Origin of the sequence: Paucihalobacter sp., assembly GCF_036825875.1 — a bacterium.
Lineage (GTDB): Bacteria > Bacteroidota > Bacteroidia > Flavobacteriales > Flavobacteriaceae > Paucihalobacter.
Genome location: NZ_DAISXK010000003.1, coordinates 42717 through 67826, shown reverse-complemented (window position 1 = coordinate 67826; position 25110 = coordinate 42717). Strand labels below are relative to the sequence as shown.

Sequence of the window (25110 nt, the reverse complement as noted above, 5' to 3'; positions counted from 1 at the left end):
TATTTACAAATTTACTAAAAGAATCTAAACACCTCACAAATGTCTTTAGGAAAGAAAAATCTTTAAATAATAAGGTTGGTTAAGGCAAGGCAATTGTTTATTTAGCTAGTTACATGCAGAAATTTGGTTCTGTTAAAAAATGTTATCATAACTCACAGGTTTTCGTCTCCATTAGCGATAGCAGCGGCATCCTTTTCTTTTTCAAAAAAAAAGAAAAGATATAGCGTATAGCGCGACCCCACCCCAATTTTTCATTGGGGTGGGGAAATGCCCAAAAATTAAAAACCTAAAATAAGTTTGGCAATTAAAAAGTAGATGAGAATCCCGAAAATATCATTGCTGGTGGTGATAAATGGCCCCGTAGCAATGGCAGGATCAATGCCGCGTTTATGAAGGAATAATGGCACAAAGGTGCCTATTAATCCAGCGACGACTATTACTGCGATGAGCGATACTGAAATGGCTAGGGCTGTTAAAAATGACCCGTTGTATAAAAATACAAATAGAAATAGAACAATAGCAAGTGCAGTACCGTTAAGTGCGGCTAGTAACATTTCTTTTATAAGTCTGCTATTAACGCTGCCTCGTACATCGTCGTTAGCCAAACCTTGCACGATAATGGCGCTAGATTGCACACCCACATTTCCAGCCATAGCCGCAATTAAGGGCGTAAAAAAGAACAGAACCGCGTATTTAGCAAAGGATTCTTGAAAGCCTTCCATGATTAAAAAAGCACCTACACCACCAAGTAAGCCAAGTGCTAACCAAGGCAATCGCGCTCTGGTTAGTTGCAAAATACTGGCATCGGCTTCTACATCTTGCGAAATACCTGCAGCCAACTGGTAATCTTTATCGGCTTCTTCTCTAATAACATCTACGATATCATCAATGGTGATACGACCTAAAAGGGTTTGGTTTCTGTCGACTACCGGAATGGCCTCTAAATCGTATTTGGCCATTATTTTAGCTACATCTTCTACATCGTCGTCAACATAAGCAAAATCAACACTTGAGATGTAAATGTCGGCAATTTTTTGGTCGCTTTTGGCGGTGATTAAATCTTTTAAAGACAAGCGACCGATAAGTTTATTTTTTTTATTTACTACATAAACCGAATGCACGCGGGTAACATTTTCAGCTTGGCCACGAATACGTCTTATACACCCAGCAACGGTCCAAGTTTCATAAACTTTCACCAACTCTTTTGCCATAAGTCCACCTGCGGAATCTTCGTCATAGGTAAGTAGTTCTTGGATTTCAGCTTTGTGCTCTTCATCCTCTATATTCGAGATGACTTCGTATTGTCTTTTAAGTGGTAATTCGGCAATAATATCGGCTGCGTCATCGGTATCCAGCTCTTCAATTTCTTCAGCAATTTCTTTGGCTGATAGATTTTGAAGTACTTTTTCTCTGATGTCTTCATCCAACTCCATTAAAATATCTGAAGTGGTTTCGGAATCTATTAACTTAATTACGTATAAGGAATCTTCAAGATTGAGCTCGTTTAGAATTTCGGCAATATCGGCATAGTGGAAATCCTTGAACAGAGATTCAATTTCCTTATCGTTTTGGGCTTCAATTAACTGCTCGACTTGCTCAATAAGCTCGTCGGTGATTTTAAACTGTATGTTGTCGTTTACTTCTTCCAAAATACATCAGTTTTGTTGGTCGTTTTCAAGCAAATTGGTGAGTGCGATAAAATCGGACACGCTTAATTGCTCCGGCCGTTGGTCAAAGATAGTATTTGCTTTTAAATTATCGCCTAGGTTGAATGTTTTTAAACTGTTACGCATGGTTTTTCGGCGTTGGTTAAAAGCGGTTTTTACCACTTTGAAAAGCAAGGTTTCATCGCAATCGAGTTTAAAATTATCTTTTCGAGTAAGGCGTAACACACCCGATTCTACTTTTGGTGGCGGATTGAACACTTGCGGTGGCACTGTAAACAGATATTCGGCATGGTAAAACGCTTGGGCTAAAACCGATAAAATACCGTACACTTTATTGCCTTCTTTGGCACAAATACGTTGGGCGACTTCTTTTTGAAACATTCCTGAAAATTGCGGGATTTGTGCACGCATTTCAAGTGTTTTAAAAACGATTTGGGTTGAAATATTATAAGGAAAATTACCGATAATGGAAAAGGATGCGCCTTTAAAAACTTCGTTTAAATCGTATTTTAAAAAGTCCTTTTGTATGATATTATTAGATAGAGCGGAATAATTTTCCTTGAGATATATAACAGATTCTGGGTCTATTTCAATGACGTATGTTTGAGCGTTCTGTTCCAATAAGTACTGGGTAAGAACACCCATTCCAGGGCCAATTTCTAAAACATTGTCTGATGCTGAAAAGTCTAAGGTATGCACAATATTTCGGGCAATGGTTTGGTCGGTTAAAAAATGTTGACCCAAATGTTTTTTGGCGCGTACGGGCTGATTGTTTTTCAAAACAAAAGACTTTAAATGATTTAGTTGAAGGTAACGCTGTATTCGTCTATAATTTCCAGTTCGGTACGGAATGCCAAAACTTTATCGGCAAATTTAACCAAACTTTCTTGACGTAACCTATCGGCATCTAATTTATAATAATTGTCTAAATCTTCGCGTGACTTGGCGCGGTATTGCACTGAATAAGTAACTCCTGTTTCTTCTTTTACTAAAACTTTTGTAAGTTTAGCGTCGCTAAATCGTCCAGTGTCCAAGACTTGAGGAATGTGAAGTTTTATCCAGTTTAGCCATTCGGTATGGACCGAGTTATCTACATTTACTGTTACGTTATATATATACATAGACCGTTATTATATTTTAGGGCGAAGATAAGGTTATTTACAGTGGGGTTTAAAAATACAATCTGGTTTTGCTTTTTTGTTTCAGTGTGGGAAGGTTTGATTTAAAGGATAAAGCTGAATCATAGGTATTTATAAAAATCTGTCACTATCACATGCATTAACCATGCCTTTGATAGGGCTTTGATAGGGCTTTACAATGGCTATGGATTAGTTTTAGATTACCGATATCAGAAAACAAAACACTGACTGCCGTTGTTTTAAATCGCACTATATTACCATCTAAACCATTAAATGCGATTTTGCCTGTGTTTTTTGAAACCATAATTCATCAAAGAGGCAGTAATTGTCTACTTCTTTTGAAGCAACCGGATGATGATGTTAATTGATGGCATCACCACGCAACAATCGGAACTTCTTACGCGCCTCAATAAAATAGATACTATCTTGGTGTTCAAATATGATTTTTTCGTAGTGCTGTTTAGCTAACTCATTGTTATCTAGTATGTAATTGTAGATTTCTGCCAGTCGGAAATGGGCATCATCTGCTAAAATTTCCTCGCGATAATCTGTTAAAATAAGATTGTAGTTGGTGATGGCCTTATCGTACAATTTTTCTTTTTCGAACAACTGGGCCTGCTTGTAAAGTGCTTCATCAATAATACTTTCGCCACGGTGTTCAGTTAATATTTTATCTAAAAGACTAATGGCTTCTTGATTGTTATTTTGAAACGCCAACAAATCTGCTTTTGCATAATGCTTTAAAGCCGTTTGAGTTGAATCATCGTATTTATTGTCTGAAATTAGGAGCTTAAGTTCCAATGCATCGTTGGCTATAAGTTGGGAAGTTGCAGCTTTTAGTATTTTTAACTGTGATTCGGCCCAATCAAAATCGCCTTTGTAGTAGCTAGTTTTTGCAACTTTAAACCTCGCTTCTTGTGATAGCGTGCTATTTTTTAAATTATTTTGAATTTGGGTGTAGTAAATAAGTGCTTCGTTAAACTTTTCTTGAATAACCAAAATATCCGCTATTAGCATTTTTACAGAGCCTTCTTGAAATGGCGCAAGATTGAGTTTTAAAGTGTTTCGCAAAAAATTAGAAGCCTCGTTTGTTTGTTGTAGTCTAAAGGCTAGAAATTTAGCATACGATAATTGTAAAGCTAGCGTCACTTCAGATTTACCAAAGCTTTCAAGCAAACTGAGATAGTTTTTTTGTATGCTATTATAATCTTTTGCCGTAGCAGTTTCAACCATAATATCGAGGCGATATTGATGCGCGAGCAGTTGGGTTTCTATATCTTGGGCATTGTCTAAAATATACTGAAATACTTCCAGGCTAATATCGAAATCTTGGTCGTCTAAAGCGACTGAAGCAAGTTCAATTAGGCGATTTAGGCTTTCAGGAAAACGCATATACAATGCCTTTTCTTGGACAAATGCTTTGCTGTAAGCTCGCTCTTGTATGTATTGCCAGCTGAGCAGTTCGTACCAAAAAACCTCAGGAGTAGTTTGGAGTTTTTTAAGCACTAATTTTCTAAGCGTTTGGTTATTGCTATTCTCGCTATCTTCTGATAAAAAGTCGCTAAACGCCCTTTTTGCATTATGAATAAAGGACGGATTGCTTTCAATATAATCAATGTAATTGGTAAACATCCCTTCTACATCACCTTGATCGCCGTATAACCTTGCTAGTTGTATATTATAGTTTTTCTCGGGTTGCAATTCCATGCCGCGCTGATATACTTGAATGGCTTGCTCCGTTAAGGCGTGATCCTCAAAACTGCGCGCAACCGTATAAACAAAGTTTGGTTTTTCTTCTATGTAAGCGATGGCAGAGTTGTAATACTCTTTTGCCATATCCAAACTGTCCATGAGTTGATAATTGTAGCCCATTTCTATGGCATAGGTTGGACTATAATAGCGGGATAATCGTTCGTTAAGCTTTTCTTTGGCCTCTTGATAGCGCTCTAATTGTTGTAGTGTTTCAACAATTTTAAACATATATTTAGTGCTCCCTTTCTGATTGTCGTATAATTTCTGGTAGGTTATCAGTGCCTTTTCATAGTCGCCACGTTTAAAATAATCTTCGGCTAAGGCATCACTCTGACCAAAACTCACCACTGGAAGTAATACTAAAACTGTAAGTATGTAAAATAGAAATCTCATAACGTAGGCGCTCTTATTTGTAAATATAACCAATCAAATTGTTAGAAATTGTAAATGTTTTTATAAAAAAATGCCCAAATCGATGTTTGGGCATTTAAACAGCCAAAATAAATGTGCTATTAATCATTATTCGTAACGATTCAATTACCTTGCTGTAATTATGAGAATATTGAATAAAGGCATTATTAAAACAATACTTTGCTGGCCATCACCAATAAGGCAATAAGTAAAAAGAGGCGTTTAAGATTTTTCATAACTAGTAGGTTAAGCGTTGATTGGGTATTTAAATATCAGAAAAAAAAACAAATATAGATATACATTCTAGCTAAAAATCGTTAAACAACGTTATTTTTTAACATTTCAACGATGAAATTAAGAATTTTCTTACTAACTATATGGTTTTAAATCCAGTATAAGGAATTAACGCCTCTGGAATGTCAATACCATTTTCTGTTTGATAGTTCTCTAAAATACCTGCTAAAACTCTTGGCAATGCCAATGAACTGCCATTAAGTGTATGTGCCAATTCGTTCTTGCCTTCACTGTTTTTAAATCGCAATTTTAAACGATTGGCTTGAAAAGTTTCAAAATTAGACACCGATGAAATTTCTAGCCAACGTTCTTGCGCGGTTGAATACACCTCAAAATCGTAAGTGAGTGCTGAAGTAAATCCTAAATCGCCACCGCACAAACGCAAAATTCTATAAGGTAATTTCAACTCTTGTAAAATTCCTTTCACGTGTTTAACCATTTCGCTTAAGGCATCATATGATTTATCTGGATGTTCTATGCGTAAAATTTCAACTTTATCAAATTGGTGTAGTCTGTTTAAACCACGAACGTGCGCGCCATAACTGCCAGCTTCACGTCTAAAACAAGGCGTATAACCCGTAAGTTTAATCGGTAAATCACTTTCGTTTAGCAAACTATCTCTATAAATATTGGTAGCAGGTACTTCGGCTGTGGGAATCAAGTACAAATTATCTTCCCCAACAAAATACATCTGACCTTCCTTATCTGGCAGCTGTCCAGTACCGAATCCTGACGCTTCGTTCACCAAAAGCGGTAATTGATATTCTGTATAACCAGCTTCGGTATTTTTATCTAAAAAATAACTGATTAAGGCACGTTGCAAACGCGCACCTTTACCTTTATATACAGGAAAACCTGCACCAGTTATTTTATTGCCCAATTCAAAGTCTATAATATCGTACTTCTTAGCCAATTCCCAATGCGGCAAAGCATTATCACCTAAAACAGGAATCTCTCCTTCGCGGTAAACCTCTTCGTTGTCTGTTTCGGAAGTTCCTGCAGGCACCAACTCATTTGGAACATTTGGAATTTTATAAAGTAGAGCGGATAAGTCTTCAATAGTATCATTTAAAACCTGATCCAATGTTTTAGAAGCATCTTTTAGCTGGGTGGTTTTTTCCTTTAAAACATTTGCCTTTTGTGGCTGATTAGACTTAAATAACTCCCCAATTTCTTTAGACAAGCTATTAGATTCTGCCTTAATATTATCCAATTCGGTTTGGGTTGCGCGTCTTTTCTCATCAAGTGCTAATGCTGCTTCAATCATTTCTGTAGCATCTAAATTGCGCTTTGCGAGTGCTTTAATGACGGCCTCTTTGTGGTTTCTAATAGCTGATATTTGTAACATGGTATTTAGTTTTTGGGCGTTCCACTTTGTGGTGTTGGGCACCCCAAAGTGTCAGGCTTTCCGCTCTATCTTTTTTGCAACCAAGCTTTATTAAAGATTTGAATAACAAGGCTTGCAAAAAAGGATGCCGCTTCAATCCTTAACGCATTTAAGAGTGCAAAACTACACAAAATATCGTTTGCTAAATTTTAATTCGCTTTAAAAAACCCAAGCGGAGCAGATGATTTTTTAAATTTTTAAATCTCACAAATCCGAAGGTAAAATCCAATCACTATGCTTAAAAATTTCCCAAGGTACAGAAGCCAAATCGATTTCTGGATTTATGAGTTGTTTAAAGGGTCGGCCATTAACACTAACATAAGCCGAAACATAAATTTTCACATCCTTGCCTTGACTGGCGAAATCCTTTTTCAAATGCTGAGCGAACTGCCAAATAACATCAGGTTTTGTAGTAGCGCCTCTTTGCTGCTTTTTGGTGAGATAATCGTCTAGTTTTATTGGAATACTCATATTGGTTTTTGTATCAATTACGCGATAATGCGTACTTCCACCTTTGGTTCGAAGCATCATACGCCAAGACATGCGATGTCCTTCTTCGGTCCAAAGTACATTGTCTTCAATTAAATGATGCCTTAAGGGCAATAACACTTGAATAACAAAATAAATGCTAAAAACAGTGACCAAAACTCCAGCGTATTTGGGTATAATAATTTCAGCAGCTTCATAATGTGGTTTTCTCCTTAAAAACAGCTTATTAATGGTTTTTGTGCTAAAGAAAAACATGCAAAACGCCAAGGATAGGTAAGGAAAAATCCCTACTTGAAACACAATAGAATTAAATAGGTGAAAGAAAATTGACGCTGCAAAAGCCCATTTTCTTGTGGGTTTCCAAAGTAGCAGTGGTATCACAAGGCCGTCAAACAAAATACCTCCGTAGCTCAATATATAATGCATCCATTTTTCCTGCAGCACATCACCAATTAAATAGTAGTGCTTTTTGCTTTCCATCAGAATTTCGATAACCGTAGTATTCAACCAATCGGGGTAGATTTTCGCTATCGCTCCATAGGTATACACCACAAAAAGTTGCATTATTATCACCAACCAAACCCAGAACGGCATTGATGTTCTTTTTATTTCGGGATGTTGTTTGGCATCTACAGAAGCATAATGATGTGCTGGGAGTAACACCATTAAAAAACTTAACAAGCACAGCAAATAATAATGGTTATTGTAAGATGACTTTTGCATTAAATAGGTGGCTGTCCACATTATGGCAAAACCCAAAGCACTCCATCGGTATTTGTAGCCAATCATTATAAGGAGGCCAAAAACACCCATTACCACATAATAAACATACATCCAATTGCCTGGCAAAGGTTGCAGCCATTCAAAGCCAATAAAGGAAAACGTAAATTGAGGTTTGATAAGCGTTGCGTGCACCCAGCCTGTTGCAATCGCACCTACCGATTCTAGAAAGCAAAGTAGGCCGAAACAGATTCTAAAAACGATTAATGCAGAATTATCGATATGTCTAAATAGTAACTTATTCATTGTTGTTATCAATAAATACTTCCGCTGCTTTTTTGTCTAATTCAAGTTGATTTTTGAGCGCTTCCAAGGACTCAAATTTATGTTCATCTCTTAAACGAGCAAGCATTTCAATTTTAAAAGTTTTACCATAAAGATTGGTGTCTACTTTAAACCAATGTACTTCAATTGATTGTTTGTTTCCGTTTACTGTTGGCTTAGTGCCTATATTCATCATCCCGAAAATAATTTGATTATCTAATGTTGACCGTACCACATAGACCCCATTTTTAGGAATAAGTTTATAATCTTCTTCAATAAAAATATTGGCCGTTGGAAAATCAATCGTTCGCCCAATTCCTTGTCCTTCAACCACTTTTCCAGTTAAGAAATAAGCATATCCAAGATAAGTATTGGCGGTTTTAATATCACCATTTATCAAGGCTTTTCTAATTTTGGTACTGCTTACGGCTACTTCTTCAATTTCCATCGCCGAAATTTCTTCAACTTCAAAGTTAAATTGTGTTCCAAATTTTCTTAAATCTTTTATATCGGCACTTCGATTTTTACCAAAACGATGGTCGTATCCAATGATAACGTGCTTCGCATGTAATTCTTTTACTAAAATTGTATCTACGTAGTCTAATGGTGATAAATTCGCAAAACTCAAGGTAAAAGGTTTCACCACAATAGATGCTAGGCCAAAACCAAGGAGCATATTTTTACGTTCATTAATAGTGAGTAATAATTTTAAATCGCTGTCTTTATTGAGTACCATTCTAGGATGCGGAAACATAGTTAGCACAACGGACTCTAAATTTTTTTCTATTGCTCTTTGGCAAAGTTTTTTAAGAATTTTTTGATGCCCAATATGCACCCCATCAAAAGTGCCAATTGTTACAAGGGTAGAATTATTAGTTTTGGAGTTCAATCTTTAAAATATAATTTCTTTCACTGTAAAAATAGTTATTATAATAAATATGTCGCTTTACCTTAAGTTATAAAAAAACCAGAATTCGGAATTTATATTATTTTATCGAATTTTTACAAAATACTTTAGAGATTTATTTAAATTTGAGAACATATTTTAATTTTTTTTAACATGAAAAAACAACTACAATTATTTTTTTTCGTTTTTATGGTAGCTTCATTTGCTTCGTTTTCGCAATCGAAATACTGGACTAACATTGAAACAAGTAATTTAAGAGGCACGCATAACCTTGAAAACTTCAACAAAAATCAAATTAAAACCTTTAGCTTAAACTTAGAAGCATTTAAACAAGCTTTATCCGGAGCGCCAATGCGTAGTGTTACCTCAGCAAGGTCGAACACCATTATTTCCTTTCCTGACCAAAATGGAAAATTTCATGATTATCGTGTAGTTGAATTACCAATTTTATCACCAGAACTGAGCTTAGAATTTCCAAATATTAAAGCCTATTTGGGCTTTGACCTCAACAATCCTGCTAATCGCATCAGGTTTTCGGTAACACCTCAAGGAGTGCAAACCATGGCGACTTCTGCTAACAGCGATTTAACTTTTGTGGTGCCATTAGATAAATTTGGCAGTAATCAATATATGGCGTATAGCAGAGCTTCTAAAATAAACGCTGTTAAAGAGTTTGAGTGTTTAACCGAAAATGAGATGGTTAATACTCAAAGCCAAGGAGGTTCCACGATGGGTAGAGATGCCAACGATCAAATATTGCGAACCTTTAGAATAGCCATATCGACCACAGGTGAATATACTAACTTTTGGGACGACGGCAACCCTGGTAACGGTAACGCTCAAGAAGATGCCCTAGCACAGGTAGTGGCTACCTTAAATAGAAGTAATGAGGTTTTTGAGGTTGATATGGCGGTTACCTTTCAACTCGTTTCAGGAATTAGTATCATATACCCTAATGCTGCTACCGATCCTTATACAGGGAACCTTAATGCACAATTACAAACAACCTTAACTAATAACATTGGTGAAGCTAACTATGATATTGGCCATTTATTTACTTTCGCTGCAAACAACGGTAATGCTGGTTGTATTGGTTGTGTTTGTGTAAATGGGCAAAAAGGTAGTGCTTTTTCGGCGCATTCATTCCAGGATAATGACGGTGGACCTTATCAAAACGACTTTTTTGATATCGATTACGTGCCTCATGAAATAGGTCACCAAATGGGTGCAACGCACACTTTTTCTTTTAGTAGTGAAGGAGCTGGCGTTAATGTCGAACCTGGCAGTGGCACTACCATTATGGGTTATGCAGGGATTACAGGCCCAAATGATGTTCAGGACCATTCCGATCCTTATTTTCATTACCACAGTATCAATCAAATTTTAAACAATTTAAATTCAAGAACCTGCTGGACCAGTACGGCCATTACTAACAATCCACCAATTGCAAATGCGGGAAATAACCAAACCATTCCAGCAGGTACAGCATTTGTGTTACGTGGTACAGGTACCGATCCAGACGGCGATATACTCACTTACACCTGGGAACAAATAGATAATGGTGTTACCACCACTGGTAATTTTGGCCCAACAAAAACAACAGGAGCCTTGTTTAGATCGAGACCGCCAAGCACGGACTCCAACAGATATATGCCTCAACTGTCAAGAGTAATTGCTGGGCAATTAACGGAAACAAATCCACTTGAATCTGTAGATAACTCTACTTGGGAAACCATCACCACCGTTGGCAGAACCTTTAATTTTGCTTTAACGGTACGCGATCGTTCAGAAGCCAATGGCACAGGTCAATTCCCACAATCTAGTTTTGATACCATGACAGTAACTGTTGACGGTAGCTCAGGTCCATTCGTAGTAACCTCTCAATCTACAAATGAAACTTGGGACGTTGGCTCTTCTCAGGAAATCACATGGGATGTTGCCGGAACTAACGGCGGTGCTGTAAATACGCCAACGGTTAATATTTTGTTGTCGGTTGATGGTGGACAGACATTCCCGTTTACATTGGCATCCAATGTTGTTAATGACGGTGCTCAAAATATTACAGTACCAAATATTGGTGCCGATACCAATCAGGCACGCGTAATTGTTGAAGGTAATAACAACTTGTTTTTTGCCGTTAACAGTAGTAATTTTTCAATTCAATCGTCTGAATTTGTTTTGAACGTAACAAACGCTAGTGTAGACATTTGTAAACCAAATGATGCTGTTTACACTTTTACCTATAATACATTTTTAGGGTTTAGCGGCACCACGAATTTTTCAGCTAACAACCTTCCGGCGGGTGCAACGGCTAGCTTTAATCCTCCAACGGCAACGGCCGATGGCACCAACGTAACGGTTACCGTATCTAATACCGGTAGTTTGGCAGTAGATTCTTATTCTTTTGATTTGGTTGGAACTTCTGGCTCCATTACTCAAAGTTCAGAAATTATTTTAAATGTATTCGATGCTAATTTTGCAGCATTAACGCTTGATACACCTGTTAACGGTGCAAACGATGTGCCGGCCGATAATGCTTTATTTGAATGGATTGCAGACCCAAATGCTGTTTCTTATGAAATTGATATTTCAACTGATGCCGGATTCACCAACCTAGTAGAAAGCGCAACAGTTACCAATACAACCTATACAAGCACCACTTTAAACATTACTACTCAATACTGGTGGCGTGTACGTGCAGTTAACGATTGCGGCAACGGCATTTACAGCAGCGCGAGTTTTACAACTGCAAATATATCTTGTCAAGCTTTTAACTCATCCGATACACCGTTAGGCATACCTGATAATAACGCTACAGGTATAAATTCTATAATTAACATCCCAACTACATCATTAATAACAGATGTTAATGTCTCAATTAACATTACCCACACTTTTGTTGGAGATTTAATTCTAAAATTGATTAGTCCGACAGGGACAGAGGTGATTCTTTCTGACGGTAATGGTGGTAATGGCGATAATTATACCAACACGGTATTTGATGATGATGCAGTAGATTTAATTATAAATGGGACTGCACCATTTACAGGAACTTTTCAACCTGAAGGCAGTTTGTCCTTATTTAACGGCGAATTCTCAGGTGGAAATTGGATTTTAAACGTATCTGATAATGCTAGTTTTGATGTTGGTAACATCACTAGTTGGTCCCTTGAAATCTGTGGTAGCCCGCAAACCGATACCGATGGCGATGGTATTCCTGATAATATAGACAATTGTCCGTCCACTTTCAACCCAGACCAAGCAGATATAGACGGTGATGGCATAGGTGACGCTTGCGATGATGACATTGATGGGGATGGAATACTAAACGATAACGATAATTGCCCACTTACCTTTAATCCTGATCAAGCAGATAGTAATAACAACGGTATTGGGGATGTTTGTGATGTTGAATGTGATACTGCCTCCGCTAGCGATTTACCAATTACAATTACCACGGCTGCAAATGTGACTTATACATCTTCTATTGTGGTGCCTTTTGATTTTACAATTACCGATGTAAATGTCGGAATTGATATTACACATACATGGAATAGTGACTTACTTATTTCACTAATTAGCCCTAACAATACCACTGTAGTTTTATCAAACAGAAGAGGTGGATCTGGGGATAATTATACCAATACGGTATTTGATCAAGAGGCTACGACACCTATCGGTTCTGGAGCACCACCGTTTACGGGCACGTTTATTCCTGATGGTGACTTAACGACCATCTACAACGAAATGTCTGCTGGAACGTGGACCTTACAGGTTCAAGACTTAGCTAGTGGCGATGGTGGTACTATCAACGCCTTTAATCTTGAAATTTGTGGTATACCTACCTTATCGTTAAGTGAATTTACTGAAAGTAATTTCAATATCTACCCAAATCCAAATAATGGAACATTCACAATTAAAATGAATGCACCAAATAGCGATAAAATAAATGTAAGTGTTTACGATATAAGAGGCCGACAAGTTTATAAAAATAGATTCGACGCCAACGCACAGTTTGAAAATACTATTGATTTAGGAACTGTAGATTCTGGTGTATATCTCGTAAATATTAACAATGGTATTCAAACAATTACGAAAAAAATAATAGTAAAATAAATTATAGTATTAATGATTTAAAAAGGACAGCTTTTAAGTTGTCCTTTTTTATTTACCATTATAATTGTTCATGGTGATATTTATTCCAGCCGTACCAAATGATTTGATGGCTTCAATTGCCAGAGCCATACGTTCTGGCAAATTAGCCTCTTCTTCTGGAGTCCATTCACCTAAAACATAATCTACCTGACTGCCTTTGTGAAAGGCATCACTAATGCCAAAACGCAATCGGTTATATGTGTTAGTTTGAAGTGTGTTTTGAATGTCTTTAAGTCCATTATGACCGCCATCGCTGCCTTTTGTTTTAATGCGTAAAGTGCCGAAAGAAAGGTTTAAATCATCGGTTAAAACCAGTATATTTTCAAGCGCAATATTTTCTTTGGTCATCCAATACTTTAAGGACTTACCACTTAAATTCATATAGGTGCTTGGTTTTAGAAGCACAAAACTTCGACCTTTGAATTTGTAAACGGATACGTCCCCTAGCTTTTGAGTTTGGAAGGTTAAATCTTCTTCTTTGGCTAATTTGTCAAGAATTCTAAAACCAATATTATGCCGGGTGTTGGCATACTTATCTCCAATATTTCCCAAGCCAACAATTAGAAATTTTTTCATGCTATTTACCTCTGCGTCTAATGCTGCTACATCAGCAAAAAATAATGATTTTAAAAAATGAAGCATCCTTTGAATTTATGTAAAAATAAAAAAGCATTCTGTTCCAAAGCGTCGGAAAACAGAATGCTTCTTATATTTATAAAAATTATTTTTATTCTTGAGCTTCGGTTGTTGGAGTTTCTTCTCCTTCAACAGTTTCTTCTTCTTCATCCGCCTCAAAATCAGCTACACTTGCTCTTGATCTTCTTACTTGGCAAACAACTGTGTTGTCTGGGTGTAAGAATTTGTAAGCTTCATTTTCTAAGGTAGTAATGTATAATTTACTGCCAATTTTAAGAGGTGTAATATTGGCCTCTATAAAATCGGGAAGGTTTGCAGGTAATGCTTTAACTCTTAAAGTTCGTTTGTTCTTACGAAGCACACCTCCATTTAAAACGCCTCGAGATGTTCCAATAATATGAACAGGAATATCCATAGAGATTTCTTTATCGTCGAACAACTGATAGAAATCTATATGTAAGATTTTATCGGTTACTGGGTGAAACTGAATATCTTGCATTACTGCATTGTACGTTTCGCCGCCGTCTAGAGCAATCACAACTGTATGCGCATCTGGTGTGTATACAAGTTTAGAGAATGCCAGTTCTGGTGCTAAGAAATGTACTGGCTTATCTCCTCCGTATAATACGCAAGGAACCTGTCCAGCATTACGTATGGCTTTAGTTGCTTTTTTGCCAACGCTTTCTCTTTTCGATCCATTGATTGTAATTGATTTCATTTTATTTATTTAATTATTGATTTACATTATAAATTTTGAGCTGATTGATTGGTTGTGATGCACATTGTACATGACAGCTGCAAACAAGTTTGCGCAACTCAATACTTTTATTTTTGAACTGTTTTGTTTAAGCGGAATAGAATCGGTAACGATAAGTTCTGCTAATTGCGATTTTTCAATTCTTTCATAAGCGTTACCAGATAGTATAGGGTGTGTACAAATAGCTCTGACGCTAATTGCACCTCTTTCCATCATAACATCGGCGGCCTTGGTAAGTGTTCCAGCAGTATCCACCATATCATCTACTAAAACCACATTTTTCCCTGTAACATCGCCAATTAGTTCCATGTGTGAAATGACATTGGCTTTGGCCCGCTGCTTATAACAAATTACCACGTCGCTTTCTAAAGCTTTCGAATAGGCATATGCGCGTTTTGAGCCGCCCATATCTGGAGAAGCAATCGTTAATTTTTCAAGATTTAGTTCTTGCAAATAGGGTAAAAATATTGTGGAAGCAAACAGATGATCTACAGGTTTTTCAAAAAACCCTTGAATCTGATCGGCATGCAAATCCATGGTTATGATACGTGTTGCGCCTGCTGCCTCAAGCATTTTAGCGACTAGTTTAGCTGCTATTGGAACCCTAGGTTTGTCTTTACGATCTTGTCTAGCCCATCCAAAATAAGGAAGCACCGCAGTAATATGTCTAGCTGAAGCGCGTTTAGCAGCGTCAATCATAAGCAACATTTCCATTAAATTCTCTGGTCCAGGATTGGTGGAGCCAATGATAAAGATGCGGGTGCCACGAATTGATTCTTCGTAAGATGGTTGAAATTCTCCGTCGCTATAGGTAGAGGTAATCACATTACCTAAAGACACGCCGTAGGCTTTGGCTATTTTATCGGCCAAATATTTACTTTGCGTGCAACCAAAAATTTTGGCTTCTGCCGGTTCTTGTGACATTTGAAATTCAGTCTATTAATTGATTTGTGTGCCTCTCTTGAAATCAGGGTGCAAATTTAGGAATTTATTTCACGCGTAAAAGCATAAATCCTACTAATTTTAGTTGTTTGCACTAAATTATTTTATATTTTTGCAATCCAATTTACTTAAAAGGCAACTCTGATATCTACAGGAGTTTGGTGCATACATGCTCAAGTGGCGGAATTGGTAGACGCGCTGGATTCAAAATCCAGTTCTTTCGGGAGTGTGGGTTCGATTCCCACCTTGAGTACAAAACCCTTAAAATCATTATTTTAAGGGTTTTTAATTTCTCTCGATTAATGAATTTTTCGCGTAAACTTACGCTCTCAACATTCACCTTTACATTATAGTTTTCATCCACTTCCTTAAATAACTACGGGTATTGAATACTACTCATGGCATTTAGCATTCCTGACTCGACTACACTTTGATAAGAATTGATTAAATTAAAGAGCGACGAGACAAAAGCTATCATTATAAAACCCACTATAGCGATCATAACATAGTGAATCGCCGGAACAATATTCTTGTTTTTCAAGTAAGCATTCATTTTTTTTGGTTTTGGTTAATCTCCAAATATAAAGAAATAAATTAACATTTTGTTAAGATTTTAAATTAATTATGCTTTTTAAACTACTAAAAAAGAGTTTATTGTGCATATAATCCTCATATGCATTTTAATTTTTCGTGAATCAAATATTCAAATATGTGAAGTGATTTAATTATACTGTTTATCGAATTGCTTCTAAATTATGAAAAACTTTATGCGTTTAAATAAATTTAAACATTGAAACCCTCAAGTCTTTTTGCTTTTAAGCCCTTTATTTCATAAGTTCGCCAGATATCAAGTCATTACCTTACTTCATTTTAACACCAAACTTTTTGAAAAAAATACCTGTTTTAAAAGATTTTGTTAATCGTCAACAGTTTCAGGATGATTATCGCTCGATGTTTTCAAGATTAGACAAGGATATTCCAGCTGGTATTGTGGTATTTTTAGTTGCGCTGCCTCTATGTTTGGGTATTGCACTGGCAAGTGGTGCGCCTTTAATGTCTGGTTTGATTTCTGGTATAATCGGTGGTGTAATAATTGGATATTTGAGCAAATCGGGAACAAGTGTTAGCGGACCTGCGGCAAGTGTAGCAGCTTTAGTTTTATTAGCCATCGAAGATTTAAATAGTTTTCAATTGTTTTTAGGAGCCTTGGTATAAGCAGGATTTATTCAAGTTATTCTCGGTATTGTAAAAGCCGGAATTCTTGCCGATTATATGCCAACGAGTATAATTAAAGGTCTTTTAGCGGGTATAGGTGTCATTTTAATATTATCTCAACTTCCGTACACTATTGGTTATGAAATAGACAAAAGTAAATTGCTTAATTACTCGGAAGACTATATAAATAATACCTACAATCTCATTTTGAATTTTTTTAATGCCTTTACCATTGGTGCTGTTGTAATTTCAGTACTTTCTTTGGGCATTTTAATCTATTGGGACAAAACACCTCTTAAAAATTTTAAATTAATACCTCCAGCTTTAGTGGTAGTAATTTTAGGGGTGTTGCTCAATCAATTATTTAAAATTGTTATGCCGTTTTTATATCTAGATGGCATTCATTTAGTTAATATTCCTAAAGTAGATAGCATACGCACATTCTTTACATTTCCAGATTTTAGTGGTTACAACAATCCGAAAGTTTGGACCACAGCACTCACTATTGCTATAATTGCCTCAATTTCTACATTATTGAATATAGAAGCAACTGACAATATTGACAAATTAAAACGGCGTACACCACCTAATCGTGAACTTATCGCGCAAGGTATTGGCAATACACTTTCAGGTTTACTAGGTGGTATTGCCATTACTTCAGTAATTGTAAGAAGTTCTGTAAGTATTGAAGCAGGAGCCCAAACAAAGCTCAGTACTATAATTCATGGTTTTCTTTTACTCTTAAGTGTGTTGTTTTTGAGTAGCGTTATCAATCTAATTCCGTTGGCATCATTAGCAGCAATTCTTCTAGTTGTGGGCTATAAATTAGCCTCTATTAGTGTATTTAAAAGTTTATACAAGCGCGGATGGAATCAATTTTTACCATTTGTTTTAACGGTCATATTTATCGTTTTAACTGATGTATTGACAGGCGTATTAATTGGTTCGGCATTGAGTATATTTTTTCTATTAAGAAGTAATTACTATAATCCGTTTTACATCGAGAATATTAAATATGTGCAAGATGAAGTTATCAAACTTGAACTATCTAATGAAGTTTCATTCTTCAACAAAGCATCTATTAAAAATACGCTTTGGAGTGTTCCCAACAATAGCAAGCTACTTATAGATGCTTCGTTTACAAGCTATATGGATCCAGATGTTGTTGACATTATTAAAGAATTTCAAAAGAGAGCTTTGGTTGATCACAACATTGAAGTAAATGTCATAGGCATGAAAGATAGCTATTTACTTGGTGAAGAAATTGATTTCTACAAGAAAACAAAAGTTGAAATTAAAGCCAAAACAACTCCTCTTGAAGTTTTAGAGTATCTGAAGGAAGGTAGTACAACCTATGCAAGTAGAAATTTAATGTCGCGAAAAATGCAATCGAAAGATTTAATTGAACACCTCCACGAATCTCCTTTAGCGGTTGTTGTAACATGTGTTGATTTAAGGGAACCACTTAACATGATGCTCAATACGGCGATTGGCGATTTAGTATCGTTAAGGTCCGCGGCAAATTTCTTAGACAAACAAAGTATACTGAATTTAGAAATATCCTGCCGAGATCAAAATGCTAAATTGGTGCTCCTCTTCGGAAACTCAAATAATACTGTTGTAAAAGAAGCACTTCAAAAACACCTTGACAAAACAACTTCCAATTTAAACGTATTAATTGAGGACGCCTTAAATAGTGAATCATTTACCAACCGTGACTTGAAAACGGAATCCCTAGATAAACTTGCCAACGATATTGTTAACTTCAATATTGAAAAGGCCAAGATAGACCTTGTTGCAAAAAGTTCGTATTTTAAAGAGGCCTTAGATAATGGCAGTGTTGGAATTGCTTCAGCATTTTTTAATCGAGAAGATAATTTGGTTGTTTTTTCTGAGCTCTTCGAAGGCTGAATGCCTAAGCGGACTAACTACGACTTTTTTAACTATTATAAAATGTCATTAAAAGTTTAACTTAAAATATTAAATTTAACAAAATGAATATCACATTATTATATATTATTTTTTATACTTTAGCTTTATAAATTCTATTTGCTAGAATACTAAATTTACTTAAATAAATTTTTAAGTGACTATTTGAGATTCTTATATAACTAGTATGGCATATAAAACAAAATATATTTAAACAAATTCAAAATTCAACCAATATTAATGACAATAAGCATTTCTCAACCAACGCTTTTCCCCTGGCTTGGCTATTTTAATATGATTAAAAATTCTGATGTCTTTGTCTTTCTTGATAATGTAAAGTTTAAAAAGCAGTCATGGCACATGCGCAATAGGCTTAAATCTAGCTCTAAAGTGGATGAAGCTGAATTTTGGATACGGATTCCTACTACATTGCCTAAAACAAATACCTTGATTAAGGATGTTTTTATCGATAACAATCAAGATTGGAAACAAAAACATCTAGACAATTTTCAATATAATTATGGCAGCACCTATGAAGAAGTAATTTTTTTAAAAGAACTATATCTTAGAGAATGGGACAAAATTGCAGATTTCAATATTGAATTTATAACCCATTGCTGTCAATTTCTCGAAATTCCCACTACCTTAATTCGCGGATCAGAATTAAATGTAAAAGGCACTAAAAGTCATCTTGTTTTGGATATATGCAAACAACTTAACGCAAATAAATTATTAGCCAATAATGGTTCAGAAAGCTATTTAGAAAAAGATAAAACCATTTTTGACAACGAAAATATTGAAATAACTTACCACAAATACAGGCACCCAAGGTACAATCAATGTGGAGAGATGTTTTTTGAAAATTTATCTGTTTTAGATTTATTATTTTCAGAAAAAGAAAACGCAAAATTGTTTATTTAATTAAAAAACTAATTCCCATGTTAAGTCCTATCGCCAATCCTGCTGTCAATCAATTGTCCTTAATTTCTGTGAATAATTTTTTGTTATTTCTACAAACCCAACTCTGATTTTGGTTAAGTCAATGAATTATTTGCTTTTGGGCTGTATTTTTTCAAAAATAATAGATAAAAAGCCGTTATAACAGTTGTTAAACAACTCTACATCATAAAAAAAGATTAAATTTAGATTAAGTTTACATCTAAAATTAAATAGATTAAGAATTTAAAATTTCACTGTAAATGAGTTAATTATCAAACAACTTTTAAAGAGGTTATATAAGTTATTTTCAAAGAATAAATTGTCTGCATCTAAACTCTTAACCTAGCCCAATTAAAATAATTTGAAGTATATAAATAATTAAAATGAATGCAAATCAAAAAATACCCATTTTGAATCTATTTAAACGAGAAAATTTGAAACTATTTTTTATTTTTTTGTCGGCAGCCATTTTAACAGGCTGTGCCTCTTCAAAAAAAGTTAATTATTTTCAAGATGGAGATGAATTGGATTTAAAGGAAACGATCGTTAATTACCAACCAATCATTCAATATGGTGATTTGTTAAATATTACAGTTTCTTCTATTGAGCCAGAGCTTGCAATACCTTTCAACTTATTTGAAATGCAGGAGAATCGCATGGTAAGACAAATTCCATACTTGGTAAATGTAGACGGAGAAATTAATTTTCCTGTTTTTGGTATGGTTAAAGTTGGAGGACTAAGTACTATAGAAGTTATTGATAAAATCTCGGAAATGTTGACAAAATATTTAAATAATCCCACAGTAAGTGTGCAAATTTTTAATTTTAAAATCTCGGTTTTAGGGGAAGTAAGAACACCCGGGAGTTACACTATAGAAAACGAAAGAATTAATATTCTTGAAGCTATTGCTTTAGCTGGAGACCTTACTATATATGGTAAACGAACAACGATTACGCTAATTCGAGAACAAAATGGCATACGAGAGTTTTTACCAATCGATTTAACAAAAAAAGAGCTGTTTAATTCTCCTCATTATTATTTAGCCCAAAACGACATTATTTATGTAGAAAGCAATAAAACCAGAGTGAATTCATCTAAAGTTGGTCCTAATACCTCAATAATCGTTTCCTCCCTTTCTATTTTAATTGCATTGGCAGCAATTCTTATCAACTAAATCCTAGTATAATGAATACTAATATGAATGACATAGATTCTTTCAAAAAAACTAAATTTAATTTAAGAGAATTTATAGAGAGATACCTTTATCATTGGAAATGGTTCGTTGCATCCATAATAATTGCTATTGTGGGTTCATTTCTTTATTTACGTTATGCCACACCACAATTCAAAGTTGAAGCTATCATTCTAATATATGACAAAGAAAATGAAAGTGTAACATCAGAAATTTCAGCTTTCAGAGATTTAGGTATAGATGGCAATAACAATTCAAAATTCGGCACTGAAATGGGGATTTTAAGATCTCGCAGTTTGACCGAAAATGTTGTTATGAAATTAGGTCTTAACAAAATGTATTATAGACAAGGTAGAATACATGATATTGGATTATACGGGACTAGCCTTCCTTTTAAATTTAATTTTTTTAATAAAGATTCTCTAATACACAATACAGACACGCTAATATCAATAATCCCAACGTCTAAAACAAAGTTTGACTTGTTAGACGCCCAAGATAGAATTGTTGGTAGTTATTTATTTGGTGAAAATGTAGAAAGTAATATTGCAGATTTTACGGTAACACCTACAGAAACCGCAACCATTGAAGTAGGTTTGAAAATTAATTTGACAATAAAGCCTTTGTCAATTGTGGCCGATCAATATAGACGTGCACTTCGTATTGAACAAATAGATAGAGAAACTAGTCTCATCATGATTTCAATAGAAGACCCTATTAAAGAAAGGGCCGAAGATATTGTGAAATTATTAATTCAAGAATATAATCTTGAAGGGATAAGTGATAAAACCTTAATTGCTGAAAACACTGAAAAATTTATAAATGAACGAATAGATAGGATTTTCGAAGAACTTACTTTGTTAGATAGCGATACTCAGGACTTTAAAACAAGTAACTATCTTACAGATATTGATTCTGAATCACGTTTAATTATAAGTACAAATAGTGAATTAGAAAAAGAAGCCCTTGACTTAAGTACGCAGTTAAAACTTGTTGGTTATATGTCAGATTTTATTAACAATAAGGAAAATGAGTTAATACCAACTAATTTGGGTTTGTCTAATATTTCTTTAAACCAAAGCACTGTAATTTACAATGAAATTTTAATGGAGCGCAATAGACTTTTAAAAGGCGCAAGCAGTCAAAACCCTATAATCGCTAATTTAGATAGTCAACTTTTAGATTTGAAAAGAAGTATTTCACAAAGTCTATCAAATTTAGAATCCTCCCTAACAATTTCATTAAATGATTTGAGAAAACAAGAAAATAAATTGAGTTCTAAAATCACTGCTATACCAAAACAAGAGAGAGCACTTAAAGATATTGAGCGTCAACAGCAGATTGTAGAAACCTTGTATCTATATCTATTAGAAATAAGAGAAGAAAACGCGATAAAACTAGCCGTAAAGGCTCCAAATGCAAAAGTAATTGATGCACCCTATGGAAGTAATAATCCAGTGTCTCCCAAGCGAATGTTGGTACTTTTTATTAGTCTTTTGTTAGGACTTTTAATTCCATTTATGTTTCTTAATATTTCTTTTTTATTGAATAATAAGGTTAATAGCACATTAGATGTTGAGTCTGTTATTTCTGCTCCAATACTTGGAGAAATTCCAAGATTTAAAGATTTGAGTAATTATACTTTAAAACATGATGATAAAAGTCCATTAGTTGAGGCATTACGAGCATTAAGAACCAATATTGACTTTGCATTAGCAAAAAATAAAACGGCGTCTAAAAATATTTTTATATCCTCTACAGTTGAAGGTGAGGGGAAAACAAGTCTTTCTGTTAATTTGGCTAAAATTTTTGCTTTATCATCAAAAAAAGTACTGCTTATTGAAGGTGATATCAGAAAACCATCTTTAGCTAAGATTTTAGAAGTGAACAATAAAGAGGGCCTATCAAATTATTTAACAGATGATACCATTAAGCCAGAAACTTTGATTGAAACTGTTTCGTTGAACCTTGATTTTTTGCAAAGTGGTGCAGTTCCGCCCAACCCAACTGAATTACTTTTGAACGGTAGAATTGAGCAGTTATTTGATTATGCCAATAAGATTTACGATTTTGTAATTGTTGACACATCTCCTGTAGGTGTAGTAACCGATACTATATTATTAAGTCAAAATAGAACAGATTTATTCATTTATTTGGTAAGAGCAAATTATCTGGATAAGCGAATGTTAAAAATTCCGAAAAAACTATATGAAACTAATCAGCTAGATAATATGACTATAGTTCTCAATTCTAGTGAACCAAGGTTAGCATATGGTTACAATCAAATTTACGGACTATCGAGAACACCGTGGTGGAAAAGAGTATTCACCTAAAATCCTTTGTCTCGTGGTCTTTAGTTTAAATTAAATAAAAGTCCATAAATTAATAAAAATATTTCCAAATTATTGTTCTTTTAATTCATTCCAATACACATTGAAGCAACTGATTTTTTGAATTTCAGATTGACTATTGTTTGTGACATTTTACCAAAACTTGCCAGTATAAAGGTCTAAGAAAAGGTATATGCCTTAATCCACTGTCAACTGATGTAAATATTCGATCCGTTATTTTAAAAAGCTTTTGATATCCTTTCATACTGAAAAATTGGCAAGCAGAACTTAAAAAGAGATATTCATGTTTTTCTATATTGCCAAATATTTTTTTCATTAATTTAAGGTCACTTGGTACTAAAGGATGTTCCGTAGGAGTTCTATCATCTTCATAGCTGTTTTTGATAAATACACGACCAAATTCAACAAAAGGATTATATTTTTGCGGTTCAACAAATAACACGAAGCCACCTGGTTTTAAACAACGTTTCGCATCTAGGAGGAATGAATTAATGTCTTGCAGATGGTGAATGGTTCTATATCCTAAAATTATGTCGAAAGTGTTATCTTCAAATATAAGATTCTGGGCATCCATTACCCGAAAATCCACATCCAATCCGTGTTTTTCTGCTCTATAATTACATCCTTTAATTAAATTTGGTGAAATATCAATGCTTGTAACCATACCTCCATTTTGGGCGAGATTTAGTGCTGCGTTGCCAAAACCAGAGCCGATGTCTAATATTTTTTTATCTTTTATAGAACCAAGCATCTCTACGAAGCGCTTGTCAAGATTTACCAAACCAACACTAGCAATATCATAACTTAGTCGCTCCTTTAATGGTTCGTCCCAATCTAATTTATTAGCATAATTATCATGAAATTCTTTTTCTATTTCAAGAAATTCATTGTGGTTTAGTGTATCTCTATTCATAATTATTCCTTTTTAAGATAATTCATTAAAATTCAACATAGTTAGATGTATAATATATAATGCAATTACTTCAATTTATAATAAAAACCTATTTAATTTGGCTTTGAAAAAAACCTCAAACATTATAATTGTATTGTTTTGACTGTTTTCCAATCTATTTGATTATTTGCTGTTTCAATATCTATAAATTCGAAATCAGAAATCCATTTTTCTAATTTTTTGTCCGCCTTCTTTAATCCAACATAAGATTTAAATCTTCTGTGAACTGGCAAATCTTTAATCATAGGCTGGTCTGGATCAAAATCTCTGGGATGGAAATACGACATAACATAATTCGATTTTTGAGTCCAATTTTTAATACATTTATATGGGAAAAATCGAAAATAGCCTCCACCTGAGAATATCATAGGCTTATTTAATAATGAATAAGTATTTATAGGAAACTCTTTTAATTGAACGCCATTGTATTTCAAAATTGTAGGTTCTGCCACACCGTACGACGGCAAGCCACCGTGTGCTCTACCGGCGGGAAAAACAGAGGAGTCTGTCTCAATACCTAGTTCATATAATACCTCAAAAGCCCATTTATTTTTTTCTGTAATTGAAAAACCTGGTGCACGGAACATTTTTACTTTTTTACCTGAAATATCTTCCAAAGATTTAATAGACCTTTCTGTATCGGTTTTAAACGATTGTTTATTCTGCTCATATACCAATTGATGAGACGTAGTATGACTGCCGATTTCGTAACCTCTATCGCTAATCTCTTTAACCACTTCTGGATATTTTTCGGCTATCCAGCCTAGCACAAAAAAAGAGGCTTTAGCATCGGTTGCTTCTAATATCTTAAAAATACGCTCCATATTCTTATGAATGCGAACTTCAAAATTTTGCCACTGGGTCTCCGTTTTAGTTGAAGCATTATCTAATAAATGGAACCATTCCTCAATATCGAAAGTTAAAATATTCATCTATTAAATTTTTAGCACA

At 34.7% G+C, this 25110-nt stretch carries 17 protein-coding genes, 1 tRNA gene and 1 pseudogene; 7 read left to right on the top strand and 12 right to left on the bottom strand.

Translation table 11 applies throughout. From position 1 onward, the window contains the following. Positions 1 to 278: 278 nt before the first annotated feature. The 7 genes from mgtE to V7Z48_RS01745 form a co-directional block, all read right to left on the bottom strand. Positions 279 to 1649, bottom strand: coding sequence for a magnesium transporter (mgtE, locus tag V7Z48_RS01775; protein ID WP_334111669.1), 1371 nt, complete (start codon positions 1647 to 1649; stop codon positions 279 to 281). Between the two features lie 6 nt (positions 1650 to 1655). Beyond that, positions 1656 to 2447, bottom strand: coding sequence for a 16S rRNA (adenine(1518)-N(6)/adenine(1519)-N(6))-dimethyltransferase RsmA (gene rsmA / locus V7Z48_RS01770; protein WP_334111668.1), 792 nt, complete (start codon positions 2445 to 2447; stop codon positions 1656 to 1658). A 20-nt stretch (positions 2448 to 2467) separates the two neighbouring features. After that, the gene (locus V7Z48_RS01765; protein WP_334111667.1) at positions 2468 to 2788 is read right to left on the bottom strand and encodes a DUF4286 family protein; all 321 of its coding nucleotides are present in this window, start codon (positions 2786 to 2788) and stop codon (positions 2468 to 2470) included. A gap of 378 nt (positions 2789 to 3166) precedes the next feature. Continuing rightward, positions 3167 to 4951, bottom strand: a complete 1785-nt coding sequence (locus tag V7Z48_RS01760) for a tetratricopeptide repeat protein (protein WP_334111666.1) — start codon at positions 4949 to 4951, stop codon at positions 3167 to 3169. A 391-nt stretch (positions 4952 to 5342) separates the two neighbouring features. Further along, a complete protein-coding gene (gene serS, locus V7Z48_RS01755) occupies positions 5343 to 6611 on the bottom strand; it encodes a serine--tRNA ligase (RefSeq protein WP_334111665.1) in 1269 nt (422 codons plus the stop codon). A 243-nt stretch (positions 6612 to 6854) separates the two neighbouring features. Next, positions 6855 to 8165, bottom strand: coding sequence for an HTTM domain-containing protein (locus V7Z48_RS01750; protein WP_334111664.1), 1311 nt, complete (start codon positions 8163 to 8165; stop codon positions 6855 to 6857). After that, complete coding sequence (locus V7Z48_RS01745) at positions 8158 to 9072, bottom strand: bifunctional riboflavin kinase/FAD synthetase (RefSeq protein WP_334111663.1); 915 nt, start codon at positions 9070 to 9072, stop codon at positions 8158 to 8160. Before V7Z48_RS01745 ends, V7Z48_RS01750 begins: the two co-directional genes overlap by 8 nt. 171 nt (positions 9073 to 9243) lie before the next feature. Between V7Z48_RS01745 and V7Z48_RS01740 the strand changes: the two genes are divergently transcribed. Continuing rightward, entirely contained in the window at positions 9244 to 13206 is a 3963-nt protein-coding gene (locus V7Z48_RS01740) for a reprolysin-like metallopeptidase (protein ID WP_334111662.1), read from the top strand. Between the two features lie 48 nt (positions 13207 to 13254). Here V7Z48_RS01740 and pth read toward each other — a convergent pair whose 3' ends face one another. From pth to V7Z48_RS01725, 3 genes are all read right to left on the bottom strand, one after another. Next, on the bottom strand, positions 13255 to 13887 hold the full coding sequence (gene pth, locus V7Z48_RS01735) for an aminoacyl-tRNA hydrolase (RefSeq protein ID WP_334111661.1): 633 nt from the start codon (positions 13885 to 13887) through the stop codon (positions 13255 to 13257). Between the two features lie 85 nt (positions 13888 to 13972). Beyond that, complete coding sequence (locus tag V7Z48_RS01730) at positions 13973 to 14599, bottom strand: 50S ribosomal protein L25/general stress protein Ctc (RefSeq protein WP_334111660.1); 627 nt, start codon at positions 14597 to 14599, stop codon at positions 13973 to 13975. A gap of 21 nt (positions 14600 to 14620) precedes the next feature. Further along, entirely contained in the window at positions 14621 to 15562 is a 942-nt protein-coding gene (locus V7Z48_RS01725; RefSeq protein ID WP_334111659.1) for a ribose-phosphate pyrophosphokinase, read from the bottom strand. Between the two features lie 189 nt (positions 15563 to 15751). Between V7Z48_RS01725 and V7Z48_RS01720 the strand changes: the two genes are divergently transcribed. The 6 genes and pseudogenes from V7Z48_RS01720 (at position 15752) to V7Z48_RS01695 (ending at position 23189) form a co-directional block, all read left to right on the top strand. Next, a tRNA-Leu gene (locus tag V7Z48_RS01720) sits at positions 15752 to 15833 on the top strand. 698 nt (positions 15834 to 16531) lie between these two features. After that, positions 16532 to 17644 (top strand): annotated as a pseudogene (locus tag V7Z48_RS01715) (SulP family inorganic anion transporter); the annotation flags it as partial. A 300-nt stretch (positions 17645 to 17944) separates the two neighbouring features. Beyond that, a complete protein-coding gene (locus tag V7Z48_RS01710; RefSeq protein WP_334111710.1) occupies positions 17945 to 18706 on the top strand; it encodes a carbonic anhydrase in 762 nt (253 codons plus the stop codon). Between the two features lie 258 nt (positions 18707 to 18964). Next, the gene (locus V7Z48_RS01705) at positions 18965 to 19645 is read left to right on the top strand and encodes a WbqC family protein (RefSeq protein ID WP_334111658.1); all 681 of its coding nucleotides are present in this window, start codon (positions 18965 to 18967) and stop codon (positions 19643 to 19645) included. A 401-nt stretch (positions 19646 to 20046) separates the two neighbouring features. Beyond that, positions 20047 to 20838 carry a polysaccharide biosynthesis/export family protein gene (locus V7Z48_RS01700; RefSeq protein ID WP_334111657.1) on the top strand — a complete coding sequence of 264 codons (792 nt, stop codon included), beginning with the start codon at positions 20047 to 20049 and terminating at the stop codon, positions 20836 to 20838. 23 nt (positions 20839 to 20861) lie between these two features. Then, positions 20862 to 23189 carry a GumC family protein gene (locus tag V7Z48_RS01695; RefSeq protein ID WP_334111656.1) on the top strand — a complete coding sequence of 776 codons (2328 nt, stop codon included), beginning with the start codon at positions 20862 to 20864 and terminating at the stop codon, positions 23187 to 23189. A 133-nt stretch (positions 23190 to 23322) separates the two neighbouring features. On the opposite strand, the gene V7Z48_RS01690 is transcribed toward V7Z48_RS01695, so the two are convergent. Continuing rightward, complete coding sequence (locus V7Z48_RS01690; RefSeq protein WP_334111655.1) at positions 23323 to 24120, bottom strand: class I SAM-dependent methyltransferase; 798 nt, start codon at positions 24118 to 24120, stop codon at positions 23323 to 23325. A gap of 122 nt (positions 24121 to 24242) precedes the next feature. Continuing rightward, complete coding sequence (locus tag V7Z48_RS01685) at positions 24243 to 25091, bottom strand: polysaccharide deacetylase family protein (RefSeq protein WP_334111654.1); 849 nt, start codon at positions 25089 to 25091, stop codon at positions 24243 to 24245. Positions 25092 to 25110 lie beyond the last annotated feature (19 nt).